The 24353-nt window shown below is 64.7% G+C and carries 16 protein-coding genes; 7 read left to right on the forward strand and 9 right to left on the reverse strand.

All coding sequences use genetic code 11. From position 1 onward, the window contains the following. Positions 1–1948, forward strand: a 1948-nt coding sequence (locus G486_RS22735; RefSeq protein WP_245587362.1) for a YDG domain-containing protein, incomplete at its 5' end; no start/stop codon positions are given. Between the two features lie 200 nt (positions 1949–2148). Here G486_RS22735 and G486_RS0117265 read toward each other — a convergent pair. After that, on the reverse strand, positions 2149–2448 hold the full coding sequence (locus G486_RS0117265) for a putative quinol monooxygenase (protein WP_027016644.1): 300 nt from the start codon (positions 2446–2448) through the stop codon (positions 2149–2151). Positions 2449–2585: 137 nt separating this feature from the next. On the opposite strand from G486_RS0117265, the gene speG reads away from it, so the two are divergent. After that, positions 2586–3140 (forward strand): spermidine N1-acetyltransferase, encoded by a 555-nt coding sequence (gene speG, locus G486_RS0117270; RefSeq protein WP_245587363.1) that lies wholly within the window; start codon positions 2586–2588, stop codon positions 3138–3140. A gap of 42 nt (positions 3141–3182) precedes the next feature. Here the strand turns inward: speG and G486_RS24130 are convergent, their stop codons facing one another. Beyond that, positions 3183–3356 carry a hypothetical protein gene (locus tag G486_RS24130; protein ID WP_169728616.1) on the reverse strand — a complete coding sequence of 58 codons (174 nt, stop codon included), beginning with the start codon at positions 3354–3356 and terminating at the stop codon, positions 3183–3185. 37 nt (positions 3357–3393) lie between these two features. Beyond that, complete coding sequence (locus tag G486_RS0117280) at positions 3394–4128, reverse strand: ABC transporter ATP-binding protein (RefSeq protein WP_084455398.1); 735 nt, start codon at positions 4126–4128, stop codon at positions 3394–3396. 91 nt (positions 4129–4219) lie between these two features. Between G486_RS0117280 and G486_RS0117285 the strand changes: the two genes are divergently transcribed. Both G486_RS0117285 and G486_RS0117290 read left to right on the forward strand, forming a co-directional pair. After that, positions 4220–4579 (forward strand): hypothetical protein, encoded by a 360-nt coding sequence (locus tag G486_RS0117285; RefSeq protein WP_027016647.1) that lies wholly within the window; start codon positions 4220–4222, stop codon positions 4577–4579. Positions 4580–4805: 226 nt separating this feature from the next. Further along, on the forward strand, positions 4806–6413 hold the full coding sequence (locus G486_RS0117290; protein ID WP_027016648.1) for a methyl-accepting chemotaxis protein: 1608 nt from the start codon (positions 4806–4808) through the stop codon (positions 6411–6413). 111 nt (positions 6414–6524) lie between these two features. On the opposite strand, the gene G486_RS0117295 is transcribed toward G486_RS0117290, so the two are convergent. From G486_RS0117295 to G486_RS0117310, 4 genes are read right to left on the reverse strand one after another with little or no spacing between them, the layout of a single operon-like run. Further along, positions 6525–7982 carry an efflux transporter outer membrane subunit gene (locus G486_RS0117295; protein ID WP_027016649.1) on the reverse strand — a complete coding sequence of 486 codons (1458 nt, stop codon included), beginning with the start codon at positions 7980–7982 and terminating at the stop codon, positions 6525–6527. A 20-nt stretch (positions 7983–8002) separates the two neighbouring features. After that, a complete protein-coding gene (locus G486_RS0117300; protein ID WP_027016650.1) occupies positions 8003–11158 on the reverse strand; it encodes an efflux RND transporter permease subunit in 3156 nt (1051 codons plus the stop codon). Then, a complete protein-coding gene (locus tag G486_RS0117305) occupies positions 11155–14331 on the reverse strand; it encodes an MdtB/MuxB family multidrug efflux RND transporter permease subunit (RefSeq protein WP_027016651.1) in 3177 nt (1058 codons plus the stop codon). The genes G486_RS0117300 and G486_RS0117305 overlap by 4 nt, the downstream gene beginning before the upstream one ends. Before the next feature lie 30 nt (positions 14332–14361). Then, the gene (locus G486_RS0117310) at positions 14362–15837 is read right to left on the reverse strand and encodes an efflux RND transporter periplasmic adaptor subunit (protein ID WP_084455400.1); all 1476 of its coding nucleotides are present in this window, start codon (positions 15835–15837) and stop codon (positions 14362–14364) included. An 812-nt stretch (positions 15838–16649) separates the two neighbouring features. On the opposite strand from G486_RS0117310, the gene G486_RS0117320 reads away from it, so the two are divergent. From G486_RS0117320 to G486_RS0117330, 3 genes are all read left to right on the forward strand, one after another. Beyond that, positions 16650–18365: a glycoside hydrolase family 9 protein gene (locus G486_RS0117320; RefSeq protein WP_211233807.1), complete on the forward strand. Its 1716-nt coding sequence runs from the start codon at positions 16650–16652 to the stop codon at positions 18363–18365. A gap of 277 nt (positions 18366–18642) precedes the next feature. Further along, positions 18643–19245 (forward strand): TRAP transporter small permease subunit, encoded by a 603-nt coding sequence (locus tag G486_RS0117325; RefSeq protein WP_027016654.1) that lies wholly within the window; start codon positions 18643–18645, stop codon positions 19243–19245. A gap of 18 nt (positions 19246–19263) precedes the next feature. Continuing rightward, positions 19264–21060, forward strand: coding sequence for a TRAP transporter large permease (locus G486_RS0117330; protein ID WP_027016655.1), 1797 nt, complete (start codon positions 19264–19266; stop codon positions 21058–21060). Positions 21061–21158: 98 nt separating this feature from the next. Here G486_RS0117330 and G486_RS0117335 read toward each other — a convergent pair whose 3' ends face one another. Beyond that, positions 21159–22241, reverse strand: coding sequence for a TRAP transporter substrate-binding protein (locus tag G486_RS0117335; RefSeq protein ID WP_027016656.1), 1083 nt, complete (start codon positions 22239–22241; stop codon positions 21159–21161). Positions 22242–22412: 171 nt separating this feature from the next. Continuing rightward, positions 22413–24299, reverse strand: a complete 1887-nt coding sequence (gene dxs / locus G486_RS0117340) for a 1-deoxy-D-xylulose-5-phosphate synthase (protein ID WP_027016657.1) — start codon at positions 24297–24299, stop codon at positions 22413–22415. Positions 24300–24353: the final 54 nt, after the last annotated feature.

Below are 24353 nucleotides of genomic sequence, written 5' to 3' on the forward strand. Positions count from 1 at the left end.
CCAAAGCTATGCCACGGGCAGCGCCACGGCATCGGGGGGGAGCTACGGCAACTTTGCGGGCGCTTTAGTTGGTAAAAAAGATGGTGGAGCCATTGAGACCAGCTTTTGGAATGCCGATGCCAGGGATGCCAGCAACGTTCTGTTGAATGGCGTGGGTTCTGGCTCGGTCACAGACCCGAATGTTTCCACAGGCTTGACCCTGGGCCAGATGCAAAACGCTCGCAGCTTTGCCGCATGGGGATCGGACATTGACGACCAGGGCGGCACAGGCGCGGCCTGGCGTATTTATGAGGGCCAGAGCACCCCGCTGCTGCGCAGCTTTTTAAAAGCGGTGTCTGTCAGCATTTCCGACCAGGAATACAGCGGCACAACGGGCTTCACGCTGGACAGCAACCAATACCAGATTGGCGCCTTGCAGCCCGGTGACGCCCTGGACCAAAGCGCTGGCGGCCAGTTAAGCGCCACCACCGGCAGCAAAAATGTGGGCAGCTACCAAACCGGCAATGGCAGCTTGACGGTGTCTGGCCTGTACTCGCACCAGCAAGGCTATGACATCAGCTATGCGTTAAAAGTCACGCCCAAGGCGCTGACCGTGAGCGGTATCACCGCTGATGACAAGGTCTATGATGGTCTTACCGATGCGACCGTTAACTCCGGTGCAAACAGTCTCAGCGGACTGATTGCGAACGACCATGTGAATGTGACGGGCCAGTTTGACGACAAGAACGTGAATGCCAACAAAAACGTGACGCTGGCTTTTAGCGGTGCGGATGTTGACAACTACACCATCACCGGGCAGGCCAGCACCACGGCCAGCATCACGCCCAAAGCGCTGACGGTGAGCGGCATCGCCGCTGATGACAAGGACTATGACGGCACAACGGGGGCGGTCCTCAACACTGCGGGCGTCCACTATGCGGGCTTGATCGCGGGCGATGATCTGAGCGTCAGCGCCACGGGCGTGTTTGCCGACAAGAATGCGGGCCATGACAAGAACGTCGCCCTGACCAGCCAGTACGCAGGTGCTGATAAAGGCAACTACACCATCACCGGCCAGACCAGCACCACGGCCCGCATCACGCCCAAAGCGTTGACCGTTACGGCGGATGCTGCCAGCAAGGTCTATGGCGACACCGATGCATTGCGCTATACCAGCAGCGGTTTGCTGGCCGGTGACAGCCTGAGCGGCAGCCTGGGCCGTGCCGCTGGCGACAACGTGGGCAGCTATGCCATTGACCAAGGCACGCTGGCCAATGGCAATTACGCCATCAGCTTTGTGGGCAATACGCTGACCATCACGCCCAAGGCTTTGACCATTGCTGGCACCACGGCGGACGGCAAGGTCTATGACGGCACGACCACTGCCAAACTGAACGCTGGCACGCTTGTTGGCCTGGTGGGCAACGAAACCCTGGGCGTGAGCGCCACAGGCCAGTTCGACAGCGCCAATGCAGGTGCCCGCAACGCCACGGCCCAGTACCAACTGGCCAATGGCACAGGCCTGGCCAGCAACTACACGCTGGCGGACACCCATGGCCACAGCGCCACCATCACGCCCAAGGCGCTGACGATTACCGCAGCCCATGCGCACAAGACGGCGGGCGAGGGCCTGGTGTTCCAGGGCCTGGAGTTCACGGCACAAGGCCTGGTCGGTGGGGAGCAGATTCAGAGCGTGCAGCTGGACAGCGCAGGGGCCGCAGCCCGCGCTGCACCAGGCAGCTATGCCATCGTGGCCAGCCAGCCGCATGGAGGCGCAGGCTTTGATGCGCGCAACTACGACATTCGCTATGTGGATGGGCAGTTGCAGGTACGAGTACCGCGCACTGCCTTGGGGGGCGGCGATCTCTGGCGCATCTACCACCCGCAGCAGATGCAGCAACCAGACCCGCAGCAGAAAAAGCCGCTGCTGACCATAGAGCCCGACCACATTCGGATGGCTGCCATGTAAGAGCGTGCTCACGATCTCCTCGCGGCAGCGTAGAGATCGTGAACACGTTCTGAGGCCTGGCTAGCCTGCCAGCCCCAGCAGATCCGACCTATTGCCCCGGTCTGCACCGGAGCCGCAGGGCGGAGATGCACTCAAAAGCAGCAGCCATGACAGGGCTGGTTTCTGGAATTTGGCCTGGGGTTGAAGCAGGTATTCACACCCTAGGTTTTCCGAGGCTCTCCCACCTCATAAAGCTGCAGGTTCCTGCCCCCAATCCCCAGCCCCGCCCAACTCTCCCGCCAGGCCTCAAGATGCTCCGACACAAAATGCGCATCCAGCGCGGCCTGGTCGGTCCAGCGCTCTTTCACATGGATGAGCCCGGGCACAAACAAGTCCTCGGCATAGACATATTCCAGACAGCCCGCTTCGGCGCGCGAGGCCTCGACCATGGCCCGCATCACGGGTTTGGCGCGTTCCAGGTTTTCCGGCGGCAGGTGCACGGTACCGACGATGAGCAGCATCTCCAGCCTTTCTCTGAAAGTCCGCATGAGGCCCGCACTCTTGAGGCAGTACAACCCCGAGCCTCGCCGGGCATCGCATTTTGGCAGCAGTCCTGATGTATATATCCGGGACATCCGGCTTGCTGCACAGAACCTTCATGAAATCCACCGACGCCCCAGCTTCCCAATCCGACCGCAAGGCCATGCTGCATCTACGCCCGCTGGAGCGCGAGGATCTGCGCTTTGTGCACCTGCTGGACAACAACGCCACCGTCATGCGCTATTGGTTTGAAGAGCCTTTCGAGACCTATGACGAGCTCAGCAGTCTCTACGATGCCCATGTGCACGACCAGGGCGAGCGGCGCTTTGTGATCGAGCATGAGAAAGAGCGCGCAGGTCTTGTGGAGCTCGTGGAGATCGATCTCGTGCACCGCCGTGCCGAGTTCCAGATCATCATCGCCCCCGAGCACCAGGGCCGGGGCATGGCAGCCCAGGCAACGCGGCTGGCGCTGGACTACGGCTTCAAGGTGCTGAACCTGCACAAGATTTATCTCTATGTGGATCTGGAGAACGAAAAAGCCATTCACATCTACGAAAAAATAGGTTTTATCCCCGAGGGCGAGCTCGTGGACGAGTTTTTCTCGAATGGCAAATACCGCACGGTTCTGCGCATGTACATTCTTCAGACCCTGTATCTGAATCTGAACCTTTGATCCCCCGGAGCCCCAGAAGCCTGGGCGCCCGGGTTCAAGGTCTCATGGGCTGAAGAGGGCTTTTCCCCTGAGCAGCAGATGAATCGCCAGGGGCCAGAAGCAAGTGTTGGCGATATCGTGCAGGCTTGCTCTCCAGCGCCAGTGGCCCAGGCTTTGCAGGTCGTCGCGCATGTCCAGGGCCTCGCCAAGACAGGCTGCGAGCACGGCCAGCGCCAAGGGCCAGGTCGAGTGCAGGGGTTTTCTCAGAACGTGTTTACGATCTCCTCGGTGCGATGTCCTGCACGGGCAGATCCAGCACCTGGTCCCAGACCAGGCCCGGTGCGCCCTCCATGGCATCCCAGTGGGCCACGATGATGCAGCGCGGCGGCTGCTCAGGCCTTTCCTGCTGGTGGCTCCAGCGCCATTCGGCCAGGGCTTTTTGCACCTGGATCACGGAAGCCCTGTCCAGCGCGGCCAGAGGCTCGTCCATGAGCACCAGCGTGGCGCCGCTGGCCCAGGCCGCTGCCATGAAGAGCTTGCGCAGCGTGCCCGTGGACAGGGCCAGCAGGGGCTTGGCCATATGCGCCTGCAGATCCAGGGCCTGGACATGTTGCGCCCAACCATGCGCGCTCCAATGCGGATGGCGCAGGCTTTGGTCCCGGGCCCAGTCGCTGGCAAGCATGGCGCGCAGCTTCTCGCTCAGCGGCTCGCGCGGGTCCTGCCAGAAGACCGAAGGCGGGTCGGGGCTCCAGTCCTGGTCATGGGCCTGCCGGTATTGCAGGCTGCCGGCCTGCAGCTGCAAGTGGTGCGGCCGCTGCTGGCCGGACAGCAGGCGCAGCAGGCTGCTCTTGCCGCTGCCTTCGTCACCGCGCACCAGGCACAGGCCTGCAGGCCAGCTGTGCGATGCGCGATCCCACAGACATTGCTGCGGCGGGCCGAAGCGCAGGCCCCGGGCCTGGAGCAAGAAAGGGGCGGTGGCGGGTGGCGGGTGCCTGGGCTGGTCGGCCATGTTGTCTCCTTGGTGGTCCTGGTGGCTGTAGGCTTTGCGCCATGGCCTGCGGCACAATGGCCGCCCTTTCCTATTGTGTTGCTCCACTGCCATGCCGTTTGACTATCTGGATTTTGACTACAGCGAGGACGACGAGGGCACGGGCTGCTGGGATGCCATGGCCAACGTGACCGCACCCCGCGTGCCGGCGCTGGCCGCCGAGATAGCGCAGTTGCTGGCCTGGGCCCATGGGGGCTTCAACGGCCGGCGCGGCCCCGTGGAGCAAGGCGGGGACTGGGATTATGAGCTGCAGGCCCAGGATGATGAAGGCCGGCCCCTGGGCTGGCGCTTCGAGGCCGGGAGCCTGCAGGCGCCGGCCGCAGCCCCGGGCAGGACCACGGTCAGCCTGTCGCTGAGCGGCAACCGCTTTTTTGCCGATGCGCTGCACCAGGTCTTCGACCTGGAGGATTGAGCGCGCGCCCCATGCCATAAAACCGGCATGGAACTGGCATGAAAAGAGGCTGTTTACCAAGGCACGAGCACGGGTCTGCGGGCAATGAGCGTCCGTACGATGGGTAAGCTGGGCTTGAAGAAGCCGAGAGCTTGATCTGCTGCGGCGTTTGCAGGCTGTCTGCCTCTTGCCAGAGGGCGTGGTCAGCGCGGCGCATGGCTCCAACCTTTTCACACCACTCCATGCCATGAATCTGTTCAACCAATTGAAAGTGTCCGGCAAGCTCGCTGTGGCGTTCTTCATCATCGTGCTCATGATGATCTCGCTGGGAGCCTTCTCCATCAACCGCTTGCACAAGCTCAACGAGCAGACGAATTTCATGGTCTCGGCGCGCATGGCCAGTGTGCGTGACGCAGGCCAGATGAGCGAGGCCGCGAACACGCTGCGCCTGCTGGAGTTCAAGCTCGCGACCTCGCCGCCGCAGGATTGGCCGGGGATACGCAAGAGCATGGCCGAGGCCATTGCAGCCTATGACCAGGTGGACCAGCGCTACCCGGACTCCATTGGCGACCCCAACGAGCAGTCGATCTACGACCAGGTCAAGGCGCGCCATCCCGCGTGGCTGGCCATGCACCAGCGCGTTGACGGGCTGGTCGCACAGGGCCTGAGCGATCAGGCGGTGGAGCTTCTCAACGGCGAGAGCCAGGGCTTTTTCGTCGCGCTCAAGGAGCCGATTGCCAGGCTCGTCAAACACAACGAGGACAGCGCAGCCGCCGAGGCCAGGGACAGCAACGAGACCTATGCCAACGGCGTCTGGTTCATTCTTGGCGAAGTGGTGGCCGCAGCCGGGGCCGCGATCTTTCTGGCCTGGGTGCTGTCGCACAAGATCGTCGAGCCCCTGAGCCATGCGGTAAAGCTCTCCCACGCCATCGCCGCAGGCGATCTGACCCAGAGGCTGGATGCGCGCGGCAAGGATGAGGTCGGCGATCTGCTGCGCGCCCTCGCCTCCATGCGCGACAACCTGGTGCACATGCTGTCGGGCATGCGCGACAGCAGCGAATCCGTGGCCACGGCCAGCGCCCAGATCGCCTCCGGCAATGCCGACCTGTCGAGCCGCACCGAGCAGACCGCCAGCAGCCTGCAGGAAACGGCGGCCTCCATGGAGCAGATCACGGGCGCGGTCAAGAGCTCGGCCGATGCAGCCCGGCAGGCCAACAGGCTCGCACTCGAGGCCTCGGACATTGCGGTGCGCGGCGGCGAGGTCGTGAGCCAGGTCGTGGGCACCATGCGCGCCATCGATGCGAGCTCGCAGAAGATCTCCGACATCATCGGCACCATAGACAGCATTGCGTTCCAGACCAATATCCTCGCGCTGAATGCTGCGGTCGAGGCCGCCAGGGCCGGCGAGCAGGGCCGGGGCTTTGCGGTCGTGGCCAGCGAGGTCAGAAACCTCGCCCAGCGCAGTGCCGTCGCGGCCAAGGAGATCAAGAGCCTGATCAACCAGTCCGCCGAAACGGTGGACACGGGCACGGCCCTGGTGACCAGGGCCGGCGAGACCATGGGGCAGGTCGTCGACAGCGTCAAGAAGGTGGCCGAGATCATCAGCGAGATCAGCGCCGGGGCCATCGATCAGACCCAGGGCATAGAGCAGATCAACTCCGCCGTGGCCCAGCTCGATCAGATGACCCAGGCCAATTCTTCCGTGGTCGAGGAGTCGGCGGCCGCATCCTCCAGCCTCAAGGAGCAGGCGCTGCATCTGTCGGCGCTGGTGGAGCGCTTCCAGCTGTCGGATGCGGCACGCACGCCGCGAGCAGCACCCGCCTCCGCGCCCCTGCAGATGGCCCATATCGGTTGAATCGCCTGAGCCGCCTGCACCGCCTGAGCCACCTGTACCGCCTGCACCGGCCAGCCTGTGCACGACTGGCCGGGCTCGCACACCGGGCCTGACTGCAGGCCCGGGCCGTGCTCACCGCTCCAGCGGCTCCCAGCGCCCGGCCACGTTCTTGAGCAAGGTGTTGATGGCTGCGAGGCGCCGGTTCTGCACGCTGATCACATTGCTCTGCGTGCTCAGTACCGTGGCCTGGGCCGTGAGCACGTTGAGATAGGCCACGGTGCCGGCCTTGTACTGGTTGCTCACGATGTCCAGGGCTTTCTGTGCGGCCGCCAGTGCCTGGTCCTGCACCAGTTGCTCGCGCGCCAGGGCTTCGGCCGCAGCCAGGTTGTCCTCCACCTCCTGCAAGGCCGTGAGCACGGTCTGGCGGTAGTTGGCCGCCGCCAGATCCATGGAGGCGCGTGCGGATTCGACGGCGGCCGAGCGCGCCCCGCCATCGAACAGGGTCTGGGCCAGGGCCGGCCCCAGCGACCAGAACAGATTCGGCAGGCGCACCAGGTCCGAAAGACTGCTGCCCTGGTAGCCGCCAGCGGCCGACAGGGTCAGCGCCGGGAAGAAGGCTGCGCGCGCCACGCCGACCTGCGCATTGGCGGCGGCCACGCGGCGCTCTGCGGCAGCGATGTCGGGGCGCTGCTCCAGCAGCTGCGAGGACAGCATGGCCGGCACCTGGGGCGGCGCGGGCAGGCGCCCCGTGGCCTCGATGCCGAAGGCCGCAGGCGCCTGGCCCAGCAAGGCCGCAAGCGCATGTTCAAGCTGGGCGCGCGTGAGCCGGGACTCTATGAGCTGGGCCTCGGTGCTCTTGATCTGGGTTTCGGCCTGGGCCACATCGGCCGCCGAGGCCACGCCCGCCGCATAGCGGTTGCGCGTGAGCTGCAGGCTTTGCGCATAGGCCTTGAGCGTGTTCTCCAGCAACCGGGCCTGGGCCTCGGCCGCGCGCAGCGAGAAATAGCTCTGGGCCACCGAGGCCTGGGTGGACAGCCGCACGGCGGCGAGGTCGTCGCTGCTGGCCTGGGCGCTGGCCTGGCTCGCGGAGACCGCCCCCGACACGCGCCCCCAGAGATCGAGCTCCCAGCTGGCATTCAGGCCCAGCGAATAGCTCTCCGAGATCCTGCCGCTCCCCGACCCCGATGCGCTGCCCGTACTGCTGCTGCCGCTGCTGCGCGAGCGCGTGCCGCTGGCCGAAGCGCCCAGCGTGGGAAACAGGCTGGAGCGGCTGCCGGCCAGCGCCGCCTGGGCCGAGCGCAGATTGGCCACGGCCTGGGCAATGCCGGGGCTGCCCTCGGCGGCGATTGCCTGCAGGCGATCGAGCTCGGCATCGCCGAACCGTTGCCACCACGGGCCGGGCAGCTCGGCCTGGCCGCGCGCGGTCTGCCAGATGCCGGCTTCGCCCGCATCTGGCATGGCCTGCTTGAATTGCTCGGGCACGTCCATCACCGGCTTGCGGTAGGCCTCTTGCGTGGAGCAGCCGGCCAGCAGCAGCACGAGCAGGCTGATGGCGAGAGGCGTGGAATAATTTGGTTTTGATAGCTGCATGCGCTTGTCCTGACTTGACATCAGCTTGATATAGCCTTCAAAGCGCCATCTGACGAGCGCTTGCCGCTATTGAATTTATTGAGCACGCGTGTGCGCAGCCGGTCGAGCAGCACATACACCACGGGCGTGGTGTAGAGCGTGAGCAACTGGCTCATGAGCAGGCCGCCGACGATGGCAATCCCCAGGGGCTGGCGCAGCTCGGCGCCGTCGCCCCGGCCCAGGGCCAGCGGCAGGGCACCGCAAATGGCCGCCAGGCTGGTCATGAGGATGGGGCGCAGGCGCAGATCGCAGGCGCGGTAGATCGCCTGGGCCGCAGTCACATGGCCGCTGCGCTCCCTCTCCAGCGCGAAGTCGATCATCATGATCGCGTTCTTCTTCACGATGCCTATGAGCAGGATCACGCCGATCAGCGCGATCAGCGAGAACTCGGTCTTGAACAGCATCAGCGCCAGCAGCGCGCCCACGCCGGCCGAAGGCAGGGTGGACAGGATGGTCAGCGGGTGCACGAGGTTTTCGTACAGCACGCCCAGCACCAGGTAGATGGTGATGATGGCCGCCAGGATCAGCAGCGGCTGGTTCTCAAGCGCCTGCTGGAACACGCCTGCCGTGCCGCTGAAGCTGCCGCGCACGGAAACCGGCACGCCGAGCTCGGCCACGGCCTGGCGTATGGCTTGCGAAGCCTGGGACAGGGGCACGCCTTCGGCCAGGCCGAAGCTGATGGTGCTGGCCGGCGCCCCCCGGTCGTGGTTCACGGTCAGCGGCGTGTTCGTGGTCGTGATGCGCGCAAACGCGGTCAGCGGCACCTGCTCGCCATTGCCGTTGACGAAGAAGAAGCCGCGCAGGGTCTCGGGACTTTGCAGATAGCGCGGCGCGGCCTCCATGACCACGCGGTACTGGTTGAGCGGGTTGAAGATCACCCCCACCTGGCGCTGGCCGAAGGCGTCGTTCAAGGTGTTGTCTATCAGGCTCATGTTCAGGCCCAGGCGCGCGGCCGCATCGCGGTCCACGACCAGCGTGGTCTGCAGGCCGTAGTCCTGCACGTCGCTGTTCACGTCGGTGAGCCCGGGCAGTTGGGAGATCACCTGGCGTATGCGCGGCTCCCAGGCGCGCAGGTCCTGCACGCTGTCGGCCTGCAAGGTGTAGGAATACGAGCCCATGTCCTGGCGCCCGCCGATGCGCACATCGTTCTGGCTCATCATGAACAGGCGCGCGCCGGGCTCGTTCTTGAGCTTGTCGCGCAGCCTGGCGATCACCTGCTCCGACGAAGCCTTGCGCTCGGCCAGGGGCTTGAGCGAGATGAACATGTTGGCCGAGTTGCGCTGGCCGCCGCCCGTGAAGCCGGTCACGTACTCCACGGCCGGGTCCTGCTGGACGATGGCCAGAAAGCGCTTGAGCCTTTGCTCCATCGCCTGGTAGGAGCTGGCCTGGTCGGCGCGGATGAAGCCCATGATGCGGCCCGTATCCTGGTCGGGCAGAAAGCCCTTGTCTATGACCTTGTACAGGTGCACGTTGAAGGCGACCACGGCCAGCAGCGTGAGCAGCACCAGCGGCTGGTGGCGCAGGCACCAGGCCAGGCTGGCGCGGTAGCCCTGCATGCAGCGGCGCTCCAGCCGGCCCAGCCAGCCGGAAAAGCCCAGCCACCAACGCCCCCAGGGCCCGCGCGGCGCCCGGGCGCGCCCGGCCCCGGGCGAGCGCAGCAAGGCCGCGCACATCATGGGCGTGGTCGTGAGCGAGACCACCATGGACACCAGGATGGCGGCCGACATGACGACCGCAAACTCGCGAAAGAACCGCCCCACGATGCCGCCCATGAACAGAATCGGCACGAACACCGCGATCAGCGACAGACTCATGGAGACCACGGTGAAGCCGATCTCGCGCGCCCCGTCCAGCGCGGCCTGCAGCGCGGTCTTGCCGCGCTCCATGTGGCGCATCACGTTCTCCAGCACCACGATGGCATCGTCCACCACAAAGCCCGTGGCCACGGTCAGGGCCATCAGCGAGAGGTTGTCCAGCGTATAGCCGGCCAGATACATCACGCCGAAGGTGCCGGCCAGCGAGGCCGGCACGGCCACGCTGGGAATCAGGGTGGCGCGGCCGTTGCGCAGAAACAGGAACACCACGAGGATCACCAGGGCCACGGCAATGACCAGCGAATGCTCGACCTCCTTGATCGAGGCGCGCAGCGTGGGCGTGCGGTCCGAGACGATGGTGATGTCTATGGCCTCGGGTATCGAGGCCTTGAGCTGGGGCAGCAGGGTGCGCACGCGCTCCACGGATTCGAGGATGTTGGCCCCCGGCTGTTTGAAGACCTGCAGCAGGATGGAGGGCTTGCCATTCGCCACGCCGTAGTTGCGCACGTCCTGCACCGAGTCCGCGACCTCGGCCACATCGGCCAGGCGGATCGCCTGGCCATTGTTCCAGCGCAGCACCAGGGGGGCGTAGTCGGCAGCCTTGCTCGCCTGGTCGTTGGCCGTGACCTGCCAGTAATGGTCTTCACGCTCCACCGCGCCCAGCGGGCGGTTGGCATTGGTGTTGGTGATCGCCGTGCGTACCTGCTCCAGCGAGACGCCGTTGGCTGCCAGCCGCACGGGGTCCAGCTCCACGCGCACCGCAGGCAGGGCGCCGCCGCTGATCGAGGCCTGGCCCACGCCCTCGACCTGGGACAGCTTCTGCGCCAGCACCGTCGAGGCTGCGTCATACATCTGGCCGCGCGTGAGGCTGTCCGAGGTCAGCGCCAGAATCATGATCGGCGCATCCGCCGGGTTCACCTTGCGATAGGTCGGATTGCTGGGCATGCCCGTGGGCAGCAGCGTGCGCGCGGCATTGATGGCCGCCTGCACATCGGCGGCTGCACTGTCCACGGTGCGCGAGAGGTCGAACTGCAGCGTGATGCGCGTGCTGCCCAGGCTGGAGTTGGAGGTGATCTCGTTCACGCCCGCGATCGCGCCCAGGGCGCGCTCCAGCGGCGTCGCCACCGTGGCCGCCATGGTGTCGGGGCTGGCGCCCGGCAGGCTGGCCGTGACCGAGATCGTGGGAATGTCCACCTGCGGCAAGGGCGCCACGGGCAGCAGGAAATACGACACGGCCCCGGCCAGCGCCAGGCCCAGCGTGAGCAGCATGGTCGCTATGGGCCGGTAGATGAACGGCGCCGACAGATTCGCCAGGCCGCTCATGGCACCGCTCTTTCAGCGGCACCACGGGCTGCGCCGCGCTCTCTCCACTTGCGCGCCCAGTCCTCGAAGGTCAGGTAGATCACGGGCGTGGTGAACAGCGTGAGCAGCTGGCTCAGCAGCAGGCCGCCGACCATGGTCACGCCCAGCGGGTGGCGCAGCTCGCTGCCCACGCCACCGCCCAGCATCAGCGGCAAGGCGCCGAGCAAGGCCGCCAGCGTGGTCATGAGAATCGGCCGAAAGCGCAGCAGGCAGGCCTGGAAGATGGCCTCGCGCGCCGCCAGTCCCTGCTCGCGCTGGGCTTCGAGCGCGAAGTCGATCATCATGATGGCGTTCTTCTTCACGATGCCGATCAGCAGCACGATGCCGATCACCGCAATGATGTCCAGATCCAGCCCCGCCGCGAGCAAGGCCAGCAGCGCGCCCACGCCGGCCGAAGGCAGGGTGGAGAGAATCGTCACCGGGTGGATGGTGCTCTCGTAGAGCACGCCCAGCACGATGTACATCGTGACCACGGCGGCCAGCACCAGCAGCAAGGTGTTGGACAGCGAGGCCTGGAAGGCCAGGGCCGCGCCCTGGAAGCTCGCATCCACGGACAGCGGCATCTCCCCGGCTGCGCGCAGCTGCTGCATCTGCGCCTGCACCGCATCCACCGCATGGCCCAGCGAGACGCCGGGCGCGGTGTTGAACGAGATCGTGGCCGCAGGCAGCTGGCCCACATGGTTGACGGCCAGGGCCATCGGCCGTTCGCTGACCGTGGCCACGGAGGACAGGGGCACGGGCGCGCCGCTGGTGCTGGCCACGTAGATGGCGTTCAGCGCCTCGGGCCCGATCTTGAACTGGGGCGCGACCTCCAGCACCACGCGGTACTGGTTGGACTGGGTGAAGATGGTGGAGATCAGGCGCTGGCCGAAGGCGTTGTAGAGCGCCGTGTCCACGGCCGCCACGGTCACGCCCAGACGACTGGCCTGGGCCCGGTCGATCTCCACATAGGCCTGCAGGCCCATGTTTTGCAGATCGCTGCTCACGTCCATGAGCTCGGGCAGGCCGTGCATGGCCTGCACCAGGGCCGTGGTGCTTTTCTCCAGCTGGGGCATGTCGGGCGAGGACAGCAGCAGCTGGTACTGGGTACGCGCCACACGGTCCTCTATGGTCAGGTCCTGCACGGACTGCGCGAACAGGCGGATGCCGGAAAGCTGCTGGGCGTCGTCGGACAGGCGCCGGATCACGGCCGGCGCCGCATCGCGCTCGCCATGAGGCTTGAGGTCGATGAGCAGGCGCCCGGTGTTGAGCGTGGTGTTGCTGCCGTCCACGCCGATGAAGGAGGAGATGCTTTGCACGGCCGGGTCCTTGAGCAGCAGCTCGACCAGGGCCTGCTGGCGCTCGGCCATGGCCGCAAAGGAGATCGACTGGTCGGCCTCGGTCGTGGCCTGGATGGTGCCCGTGTCCTGGTCGGGGAAGAAGCCCTTGGGGACCGCGAAATACAGCAGTACGGTCACGGCCAGCGTGGCCATGAAGACGGCCCAGGTGAGTGCGCGGTGGTTGAGCACCTTGTCCAGCAGGCGGCCGTAGGCTTCGAGCACGGAGCCGAAGAATCGGTCCGAGGCCTGCAGCAGGCGCGCGGTGCCACTCTGCGGCCCGGACTCGGTCTGGACCCGCTTCTCGCTGCTGCCGGCCTCGGGCCTGTGGCGCAGCAGGCGCGCGCACAGCATGGGCGTGAGCGTGAGCGAGACCACGGCCGAGATCAGTATGGCCACGGTCATGGTGATCGCGAATTCATGGAACAGCCGCCCCACGACATCACCCATGAACAGCAGCGGGATCAGCACCGCGATCAGCGAGATCGTGAGCGAGATGATCGTGAAGCCGATCTGCTTGGCGCCCTTGAGCGCGGCCTGCATCGGCGGCTCGCCCTTTTCCACATAGCGCGCAATGTTCTCGATCATCACGATGGCGTCGTCCACCACAAAGCCCGTGGAAATGGTCAGGGCCATCAGCGTGAGGTTGTTGATGGAAAAACCCGCCATGTACATGATGCCGAAGGTGCCTATCAGCGACAGCGGCACGGCCATGCTGGGTATCAGGGTCGCCGAGGCGCTGCGCAGGAACACGAAGATCACGGCCACGACCAGGACGATGGCCAGCAAAAGCTCGGCCTGCATGTCGCTCACCGAGGCCCGGATCGTCACCGTGCGGTCGGTGAGCACCTGTACGTCCAGCGAGGCCGGCAAGCTTTCCTTGAACTGGGGCAGCAAGGCCTTGATGCGGTCCACGGTCTCGATCACGTTGGCGCCGGGCTGGCGCCGGATATTGAGAATCACGCCCGAGCGCGAGCCGGCCTCGGGCGAGCCCGCCCAGGCTGCCAGCCGCGTGTTCTCGGCCTCGTCCACGGTTTCGGCCACGTCCGACAGGCGCACGGGGTTGCCGTTCTTGAAGGCGATGATGAGATTGCGGTACTCGGCAGCCGATTGCATCTGGTCGTTGGCGTCTATGGTCGAGGCACGCGCAGGCCCGTCAAAGCCGCCCTTGGCCGTGTTCACGTTGGCCGCTGCCACGGCCGTGCGCACATCGTCCAGCGTCATGCCCAGGCCGGCCAGGGCCGTGGGGTTGGCCTGTATGCGCACCGCAGGGCGGCGTCCGCCCGCAATCGCCACCAGTCCCACGCCGCTGACCTGGGACAGCTTGGGCGCGATGCGGTTCTCCACGAGGTCGTTGACCCGGATCACGGGCATGGACGGCGAGGTGATGGCCAATGTCAGGATCGGCGCATCCGCAGGGTTCACCTTGCTGTACAGCGGAGGCATGGGCAGATCGCTGGGCAGCAGGCTGGTGCCCGCATTGATGGCCGCCTGCACCTGCTGCTCGGCCACATCCATGGCCATGTCCAACGCAAACCTCAGCGTGATCACCGAAGCCCCGCCCGAGCTCGTGGACGACATTTGCGACAGGCCCGGCATCTGGCCGAACTGACGCTCCAGCGGCGCCGTGACGTTGGAGGTCATGACGTCGGGGCTCGCGCCCGGGTAGAGCGTCGTCACCTGTATCGTCGGGTAGTCCACCTCGGGCAGGGCCGAGATGGGCAGCAGCCTGTAGGCCAGCAGGCCGGCAATGAGCACCGCCACCATGAGCAAGGAGGTGGCAACAGGCCTGAGGATGAAGATCCTGGAGAGATTCATGGCAGCAGTCGTGGGTCGCTAACGAAGCGCTCAGTGCGCTGCTGCAGGGCCCAGGGGCGCGGCTGCCGGCCCTGCAGCAGGAGCCGTCGGTGCAGGAGCCGCCGCCGGGGTCTGGCCCTTGGCCTGGGCTGCATCGCGTTCGGCCCTGAGCTTTTGCAGATAGGCGCGGCGCTCTTCGGGGGCCATGGTGGCAAGCCTGGCTCTCACCTCGGGCGGCAGATTGCGCACGCCGCGCGGCTGGCTGCCGGCCTCCTGCACGGCCTGGTCGACCTTTTGCAGCTTGTCGTCGGCAATCACCGTCACCGCAGCGCCTTCGCGCAGGCGGTCTATGCCATCGGTGACCACCTGGTCCCCGGGCTGCAGCTCGCCTTCGACCACCACGCGGTCGCCATCGGCCGTGCCGACCGTGATGCGCCTCTGGGTGACGGTGCCGTCCTGCTGCACCAGATACACATAATTGTTCTGCACGGCCGTTGCAGGCACGGTCAGCGCCTGCTCCAGCAGGTTGACCTGCAGCTTCACGTTGACGAACTGGTTGGCGAACAGCTTGCCTTCGCGGTTGTCGAAAGCCGCCTTGGCCTTGATCGTGCCCGTGGTCACATCGATGCTGTTGTCCAGCGCATTCAGGCGCCCCACGGCCAGACGGTTTTTCTGCTCGCGGTCCCAGAGCTCCACCGGCATGTCCAGACCCAGGGCCAGGCGCTGGGCCAGCTTGTCCACATGGACCTCGGGCACCGCGAACAAGGCGTCTATGGGCTTGACCTGGGTGATGGTGACGATGCCGTTGGCATCCGAGGGATTGACCACGTTGCCACGGTCGGCCTGCCTCAGGCCCAGGCGCCCGGCAATGGGCGCCGTGATGCGTGTGTAATCGAGTTGCAGCCGGGCTGCATCGACCTGGGCCTGATCCGAGGCCACGGTCCCCTGGTACTGGCGCACCAGAGACGCCTGGGTATCGACCTGCTGGCCCGCAATCGAGTCCTGGGCCTGCAAGTCCTTGTAGCGCTGCAGATCGAGCTGGGCATTCTTGAGCAAGGCCTGGTCGCGCAACAGCGCGCCCTTGGCCTGGTCATAGCTGGCCTGGTAGCTGCGTGCGTCGATCTCGGCCAGCAGCTGTCCGGCCTTGACCTCATCGCCCTCCTTGAAGTGCAGGCGCTGCAGCTCGCCCGAGACCTTGGCCCGCACCACGGCCGTGGCGCGCGCATTCATGGTTCCTATGGCGCTGACCAGAACACGCATGTCGCGCCTGTCCACCAGGCCCACGGACACGGGCTGGGCTGCTCCGCCTGCGGGACCACGCGCTGCGCTCTTGCCGCCGGGCTGAGCAGGGCCGGCCGCTGTGGCCTGAGACGCATCGCCTGCGGCATTCTTTTGCCACCACCAATAGCCGCCTGCGGCCAAGGCTGCGGCAATCAACAGACCAAGGACCAGAGCCTTGTCCGCACGCCCTTGCTGATGCCTGGCAGATGGGAAAGCGTTCAGGAAATGGCGAGGCAGGTGGGTCATGATCACTGCGTACAGAGCTGAGAGGAGGAGGATTCTTGTGGCGGCACAAGCCCACGGCCGATGCCCGGCCCAGGCTCGGCATATGGTATGCGAGCCCCCTTCCCAGCAAGGCCTGGGAACAACATGTTTACCCAGGCTTTACCACCCTGCTTCACCCGATGCGCAGGGGAAATAATTGTCAGATCGTGTTCACGATCTCCCCGGCATGCGCATCTCTTGCGGCCTACGGCACGAAGGCGGCAAGCCGAGAACACTTTCAAACCTCAACCCCAGTTTCCCCTCTCCTTCGGCAGCTCGCCGCAGCGCCGCCCACGCAGCCGCCAACCGGCCCAACTCCCCCCAGGACATGCGCCTTTTGAAGGCAAAGAGCCCGGATACCACGATGCAGCCAGCTTTTCTGCGACACGAGCGAGCAGGGCCGCAGCGCGCCTGCGAGTTACAGGCTCTGCTCAGCCTTCGGCAGCCCCGCAGCCTCGCCGGAAAGCCCTGTGGATGCATGACTTCTCAAGAAAAACCAGAAATTGACAATGCTGTCACTTTGCAAAGATAGTTCACCGACCGTCACGAATGTGGACGTTTCCACATGCGTGACAGCTCCCAAGGCGGCCATTCTGCGCAGACTCCGCCGTGTACGGCACCCGAATCCTGGAATCGAAGACTGCTGAACAACTCAGCCGAATGGCTCGACTGCCGTGACACGAAGACTCTGTGTGGGATGGCTTTATGTTTGGCTGCTGACGCACCGCGCAGGTGCTGCATGAATTGCGGGAAATATGCGAACCAACCTTCAATTTCCTCTGAAATGCCTGCCTTTGGTCATCACTCTCACAGGGTGCTCCACCCAGACCACGAATCAGCATGCGACACCCGCCATGTCACCCCAGGTGAACCAGGTGGGTTTTTTGCCCCAGGCCTCCAAATGGGCCGCCATCCCCGCCAATCGCACGCTGCAAAGCGATGCCTTCGAAGTGGTCAACGCCTCCACCGGAGTCACGGCCTGGCAGGGCAAACTGGGCCCTGAATACGACTGGGCACCGGCCGAGCAACGCTTTCGGATGGCTGACTTCTCCGCCCTCAAAACACCTGGACGCTACCAGGTTCGGGTCGAGGGACAGCCGGACTCCGCGCCCTTCGAAATAGACGAAAAGGCGCACGAAGCACTGGCCCAAGGCGTCATCAAGGCCTATTACTTTGCGCGCGCCGGCATGCCCCTGGAGGAGAAATATGCAGGCGCTTTTGCTCGCGAGGCTGGCCATCCGGACACCCAGGTGCTGGTTCATGCCTCGGCCGCAGATGCACTTCGCCCAGCCGGCAGCCTGATCTCCAGCCCCAAGGGCTGGTATGACGCAGGCGACTACAACAAGTACATCGTCAACTCGGGCATCACCACGGGCTTGCTGCTCGCGGCCTACGAGCATTTCCCCGAGATCGCAGGCACGTGGCAAAGCGGCATTCCCGAGGAAGGCAATGGGCTGCCGGATGTGCTCAATGAAGCCTCATGGAACATCGACTGGATGCTGAGCATGCAGGACCCTGCCGATGGGGGCATCTATCACAAGCTCACCAATCTGCGCTTCGATGGCATTGTCATGCCGCAAGCAGCCACCACGCCTCGGTATGTGGTGCAGAAGACGACTGCGGCCGCGCTGGATTTCGCTGCCGTCATGGCCCTTGCCAGTCGTGTCTATGCACGCCACGAAGCCCAGCGCCCCGGCTATTCCAGTCAGTTGCTCGCAGCGGCCCAGAAGGCTTTCCAGTGGGCCGAACAGCACCCCGATGTGCTCTACGTCCAGCCCGTCGATGTGGCGACCGGCAAATACGACGACCAGAACCTGCGCGATGAGTTCGCCTGGGCGGCAACCGAGCTGTTTCTCACGACCCAGGACCCGCTCTACCGCGAGCGGCTGGACTTGCGCAACCTCTCCGCCACCCCGCCGTCCTGGAAAGACGTCAGCGGCATGGCCTGGCTGTCGCTGGCCCAGCACGTGGACCAGCTGTCTGCCTCAGATGCCGCGCTCGTGCGCCAGACCCTGAAGACAAATGCACGGCGCTATACACATCAATGGAAGTCATCGGCCTATCGGATCACCCTGCCGCCGGTCTCATTTACCTGGGGCGGAAACAGCGTGATTCTGGGCGAAGCCATCTTGCTGGTCGCAGCCTATCGCCTAGAGGAAGCGCGCTCCACCCTGGATGCAGCGCAAAGTGCGCTGGACTACGTGCTGGGGCGCAACCCCCTGGACATGAGCATGGTGACGGGATTTGGAACGCGCACGCCCATGAATCCGCATCACAGGCCCTCTCAGGCGGATGGGGTGAAGGCGCCAGTGCCGGGCTTCATGGTCGGAGGGCCCAACCCCAATCAGCAAGACAAGGCGGAATGCCCACCTTACCCGTCTGCCCCGCCGGCGCTGGCCTATGTGGATCACACCTGCAGCTACGCCAGCAATGAGGTGGCGATCAACTGGAATGCCCCCCTGGCCTACCTTCTGGCTGCGCTCACCGCGCTCACTCCTTCGACGCACTGACCGGAAAGGACCGCAGAAAGGCCGCACACCGGCCCTGCTCGCACATCACTGGCCCCAGCTTCGGGCGGAAATGCCTTTTTGATCCCGCCAAGCATGGACGCCAGCCACACGCTCTTACGGGCCAGCCCCGATTTATGCCGGCAGACGATCCAGTTACGCTTGCACACTTCGTAGAATCGCCCTCTTGCGCCCGAAGCAAAGGCAGAAGGCGCCATGCACGGATCTACCCGCTCCGGGGCATGACAACGCACAACACGGCCTATTTTTTGGAGACACCATGCAGGCTTTACTCAAACTCTCGCGTGCCATCGACGGGCTCAACAGTCTGGTCGGCCGCGCAGTCATCTGGCTGATTCTCGCGTCCACCGTCATCAGTGGCATCAACGCCCTGGTACGCAAGATCCTGCACACCAGCTCCAACGCCTATCTCGAGGTGCAGTGGTACTTGTTTGCGGCCGCCTTCTTGCTCGCCGCCGGCTATACCCTGCTCCAGGGGGAGCACGTAAAAGTGGACGTCTTCAGCAGCCGCCTGCCCAAGCGCACCCAGATCTGGATAGAGATCTTCGGCTTTGTGTTCTTTCTCACACCCATGGTGCTGACCATTCTCTGGTTCAGCGTTCCCTTCGTGAAGCAGGCCATGGTCACGGGCGAGATGTCGGGCAACTCCGGGGGACTGATCCGCTGGCCCGTCTACCTGATGATTCCCGTCGGCTTCACCCTGCTCTTTCTGCAGGGCGGCTCCGAGCTCATCAAGCGCATCGCCTTTTTGCGCGGCCTGATCGACGACCCCACGATCAAGAAGAGCGAAAAGACGGCCGAGGAAGACCTTGCCGAGGCCTTGCGCGGCCTGGTCAAGACCAAGGATGGCCAGAAAGCCTAAACAAGAAGAAGACCCATCATGGAATTTCTGATTCACAACCTGGCCCCGATCATGTTCGTGGGCCTGATGCTGTTCCTGCTGCTGGGCTTTCCCGTGGCATTCAGCCTGGGCGCCTGCGGCCTGTTCTTCGCCTTTGTGGGCATCGAACTCGGCGTCCTGCCCGAAGCCTTGCTGCAGGCCTTGCCGTTGCGCGTCTTCGGCATCATGCAAAACGAGACCATGCTTGCCATTCCGTTCTTCACGCTCATGGGGCTGATCCTGGAGCGCAGCGGCATGGCAGAGGACTTGCTCGAAACCGTGGGCCAGCTCTTTGGCCCCATACGCGGCGGCGTGGCCTTTGCGGTGATCTTCGTGGGCGCGCTGCTGGCCGCCACCACCGGCGTGGTCGCGGCCTCGGTGATCTCCATGGGCCTGATCTCCCTGCCCATCATGCTGCGCTATGGCTACGACCGGCGCATCGCCTCGGGCGTGATCGCGGCCTCGGGCACGCTTGCACAAATCATTCCGCCCTCCCTGGTGCTGATCGTGCTGGCCGACCAGCTCGGCCGCAGCGTGGGCGATATGTACAAGGGCGCCCTGCTGCCCGGCATGATGCTCACCGGCAGCTATGCCTTGTTCATCATCGCCCTGGCCATTTTCAAGCCATCCCTTGTGCCTGCCCTGCCGCCCGAAGCGCGCACGCTGCGCGAGGCCGATGGCCGCTCGGGCCTGCCTTCGACCCTGGTGATGCTGGTCCTGTGCACCACGGCATCGGTCATCGTCGGTCACTACATGCCGCAGATCCACACCTGGTGGACCGGTGAGCTCGTCGAAAGCGTGGCCCTGGATGAAACGATTGTCGTGGCCATGTGCTTTGGCGTGGCCCTGGCCTTCGTCATCGCCATGTTCAACAAGCTCACGGGCCTGCATCTGCTGAGCAAGATGGCCGAGCGCGTGACCTTTGTGCTGATCCCGCCGTTGCTGCTGATCTTTCTCGTGCTGGGCACGATCTTCCTGGGCGTTGCCACCCCCACCGAAGGCGGAGCCATGGGCGCGCTGGGCGCAGCCATCATGGCCCTGGCACGCGGGCGCCTGAACATGGACCTGCTCAAGCAGGCCCTGATGACCACCACCAAGCTGTCGTGCTTTGTGATGTTCATTCTGATCGGCGCCACCATGTTCGGCCTGACCTTCCAGGGCGTGGACGGCCCCAAGTGGGTGGAGGAGTTGCTGGTGTCCCTGCCCGGAGGCGAGCTCGGCTTTCTGATCGTGGTCAACATCATGATCTTCCTGCTGGCCTTCTTCCTGGACTTCTTCGAGCTGTCCTTCATCGTCGTGCCCCTGCTCGCACCCGTGGCAGAGAAGCTGGGCATAGACCTGGTCTGGTTCGGCGTGCTGCTGGCCGTGAACATGCAGACCTCGTTCATGCACCCGCCGTTCGGCTTTGCGCTGTTCTTCCTGCGCAGCGTGGCTCCCGAGAAGCCCTATACCGACAAGGTCACGAAAAAGACCGTGGCCCCCGTGACCACCATGCAGATCTATGCGGGTGCAATTCCCTTCGTGGTGCTGCAGCTCATCATGGTGGCGCTGATCATTGCCTACCCGGGCATCGTCTCCAGCAATCTCGACAAGAAGGTGGAGTACGACCTGGACAAGGTGCGCCTGGAGATGGAGGCCGCCATGCCCGATGCCGTGGACTTCGACGACCCCATGTTCGGCAACGACGGCGCACCCGAGGCCGAGATGCCCGAAGCCCCGTCCAGCGACGACGATGCGCTCAAGGCCCTGGAGCAGCAGATCGAGCACGAGCAATCCGCAGCAGAACCTGCAAAATAGGATCAGACGCCCTCATGCAAAAAGCCCCCGGACCTGAAAGTCCGGGGGCTTTTTTTCAGACCCGGGCCTGGCGTCTGGCCGGCCCGCTCGCGCCTGGCTCAGAGCTTGACCGTGGTCATGTAGCTGTTGTAGCGGAACTCGGAGAAACGCTCCCACAGCATCTGGTCGCGCTGGAAGGTACGCAGGCTCTGGTGGATCTTCTTGAACTGGGGCGACTTGGCATCGTGCTCGGCCATGATTTCCATGACGGCCTTGTAGCCTGCATCCATGAAGTCCTTGGGAAAAGCCTTGAGCTGGGTCTTGTCGGCCACCAGCTTCTTGAGCGCCACGGGGTTGTGGGCGTCGTACTTGGCCGTCATGTCGCGCGCCGCGACCTGGGTGGCCGCATCGACCATGGCCTTGAACTCGGGCGTGAGCGCCGCATAGGCCTTGGTGTTGATGAAGAACTCGAGCTCGGCGCCGCCTTCCCACCAGCCGGGATAGTAGTAGTAGGGTGCGACCTTGTTGAAGCCCAGCTTCTGGTCGTCGTAGGGGCCGACGAACTCCACCGCGTCCAGCGTGCCTTTTTCCAGCGCCTGGTAGACCTCGCCCACGGGCATGTTCTGTGCAACCACGCCGAGCTTGAGCATGGCATCGCCGAACAGACCACCACCCAGGCGCATCTTCAGGCCCTTGAGGTCGGCCACGGACTTGATCTCCTTGCGGAACCAGCCGCCCATCTGCGTGCCGGTGTTGCCTGCGCTCGCGCTCTTGATGTTGTACTGGGCGTAGAACTCGTCCATGAGCTTGCGGCCGCCGCCGTGCTCCATCCAGGCATCCATCTGGCGTGCGGTCAGGCCGAAGGGCACGGCGCAGCCGAAGGCAAAGATGTAGTCCTTGCCCGTGAAGTAATAAGGCGCAGTCAGCGCCATCTCGATGGTGCCGTTCTGGATGCCGTCGACCACACCGAAGGCCGGCATCAGCTCGCCTGCCGCATGCACCGAAACCTCGAACTTGCCGCCCGACAAGGCCTTGACCGTTTTCGCAAAGGTCTCGGCCGAGCCGAAGATGGTGTCAAGAGACTTGGGGAAACTCGCCGCCATGCGCCAGCGCACCGCCGTCTGCGCGTGGACTGCAGGTGCTGCGCCTGCAGCCAGCACTCCGGCAATGCCTGCATGTTTGATGAGTGAACGACGGTCCATGAATGTCTCTCCGCAGTTGGTAGGTGTCTGTGTCAAAAAAAACGCACGTCCTCACGTGCATGGCCACTGTAACAGGTGGCCATCATTCTAAAAACGCCGCCAAGTCAAGCCCGCCGGGGTTTTCCCGACGGCCTCAGCCTTGCGCAAGCTTTGGGCCGCAGAGCCTGGAAATCAGGCCGCAGCAGGCACCCGGGCAGGGTCCAGACGCGCGCGGATCGAAGCCTCTATGCCTGCGGCATCCAGCCCCTGCAGGGACAGCAGCTTCGCGGGGTCGCCATGCTCGATGAATGCATCGGGCAAGCCCAGCTGGAGCACGGGGCGCACCATGCCCGCGGCCTGCATGGCCTCCATGACGGCGCTGCCGGCTCCGCCCATGATGCAGCCGTCCTCCACGGTCACGATGAGCGCGTGTTCGGCAGCCAGCTTGAGCACCAGCTCCTTGTCCAGCGGCTTGGCCCAGCGCATATTCGCCACCGTGGCATCCAGTGCTTCGGCTGCGGCCAGGGCCGGGTGAAGCAAGGTGCCGAAGGCCAGGATGGCGACCTGCTTCGCAGCGGATTCACGGCGTATCTCGCCCTTGCCAAACGGCAGGCCTTGCAGGCTCTTGAGCGGCTCCACGCCCACGCCTGCGCCGCGCGGATAGCGCACGCACACGGGATGGTTCTGCTCGTAGGCCGTGCTCAGCAGTTGGCGGCATTCGCGCTCGTCGGCCGGGCAGGCCATGCTCATATTGGGAATGCAGCGCACAAAGGCGATGTCGTAATTGCCCGCATGGGTCGCACCATCGGCGCCGACCAGGCCTGCGCGGTCGAGCGCAAACACCACGGGCAGGTTCTGCAGGGCCACGTCGTGGATCAGCTGGTCGTAGGCACGCTGCAGAAAGGTCGAATAGATCGCAACCACGGGCTTGAGCCCTTCGCAGGCCATGCCGGCCGCAAAGGTCACGGCATGCTGCTCGGCAATGCCCACATCGTGATAGCGATCGGGAAAGCGCTGATGGAACTCCACCATGCCCGAGCCCTCGCGCATGGCCGGGGTGATGCCGGCCAGACGCTTGTCCTGCCCGGCCATGTCGCACAGCCAGCTCCCGAAGACCTGGGTGAAGGTCTGCTTGGGCGGGGTCGCTGGCTTGACCAGGCCTACGCTGGGATCGAACTTGCCCGGGCCGTGGTAGGCCACGGGGTCGGCCTCGGCGAGCTTGTAGCCCTGGCCCTTCTTGGTGACCACGTGCAGGAACTGCGGCCCCTTGAGGCTTTTGATGTTCTCCAGCGTGGGAATCAGCGAATCGAGGTCATGGCCGTCGATCGGGCCTATGTAGTTGAAGCCGAACTGCTCGAACATGGTCGCAGGCACCACCATGCCCTTGGCCTGCTGCTCCAGGCGCTTGGCCAGCTCCAGCAAGGGCGGCACCTGCTTGAGCACGCTCTTGCCCACATCGCGCGCCCGGGCGTAGAAGCGCCCGCTCATGAGCTGGGCCAGATAGCGGTTGAGCGCGCCCACGGGCGGGCTGATGCTCATGTCGTTGTCGTTGAGTATGACCAGCAGGTTGGCGTCGGCCACACCGCCGTTGTTCAGCGCCTCGAAGGCCATGCCGGCCGTCATCGCGCCGTCGCCGATCACGGCGATCGCATGCCGGCTGTCGCCCTTTTGCTTGGCCGCCAGAGCCATGCCCAGAGCCGCAGAGATGCTGGTCGAAGAGTGCGCCGTGCCGAAGGCGTCATATTCGCTTTCACTGCGCAGCGGAAAGCCCGAGAGTCCGCCGAGCTGACGCAGCGAGGCCATGCGCTCGCGCCGGCCCGTGAGAATCTTGTGCGGATAGGTCTGGTGGCCCACGTCCCAGACGATGCGGTCGCGGGGCGTATCGAAGACCGCGTGCAAGGCCACGGTGAGCTCCACCGTGCCCAGGTTGGAGCTCAGATGACCGCCGGTCTTGGAGACGCTCTCCAGCACATAGGCACGCAGTTGCTGGGCCAGGGTCTTGAGCTCGGCACGCGACAGGCCTCGCAGATCCGCAGGATCGTCGATGCTTGTGAGCAGGGAATAGTTGTTCGTGGTCATGCTTTGCTTTTTTGATAGCTGCCTGCGCTTACCCATCAAGCGCTAGCGGCCATT

The organism is Comamonas composti DSM 21721 (genome assembly GCF_000429845.1).
Taxonomy (GTDB): domain Bacteria; phylum Pseudomonadota; class Gammaproteobacteria; order Burkholderiales; family Burkholderiaceae_C; genus Comamonas; species Comamonas composti.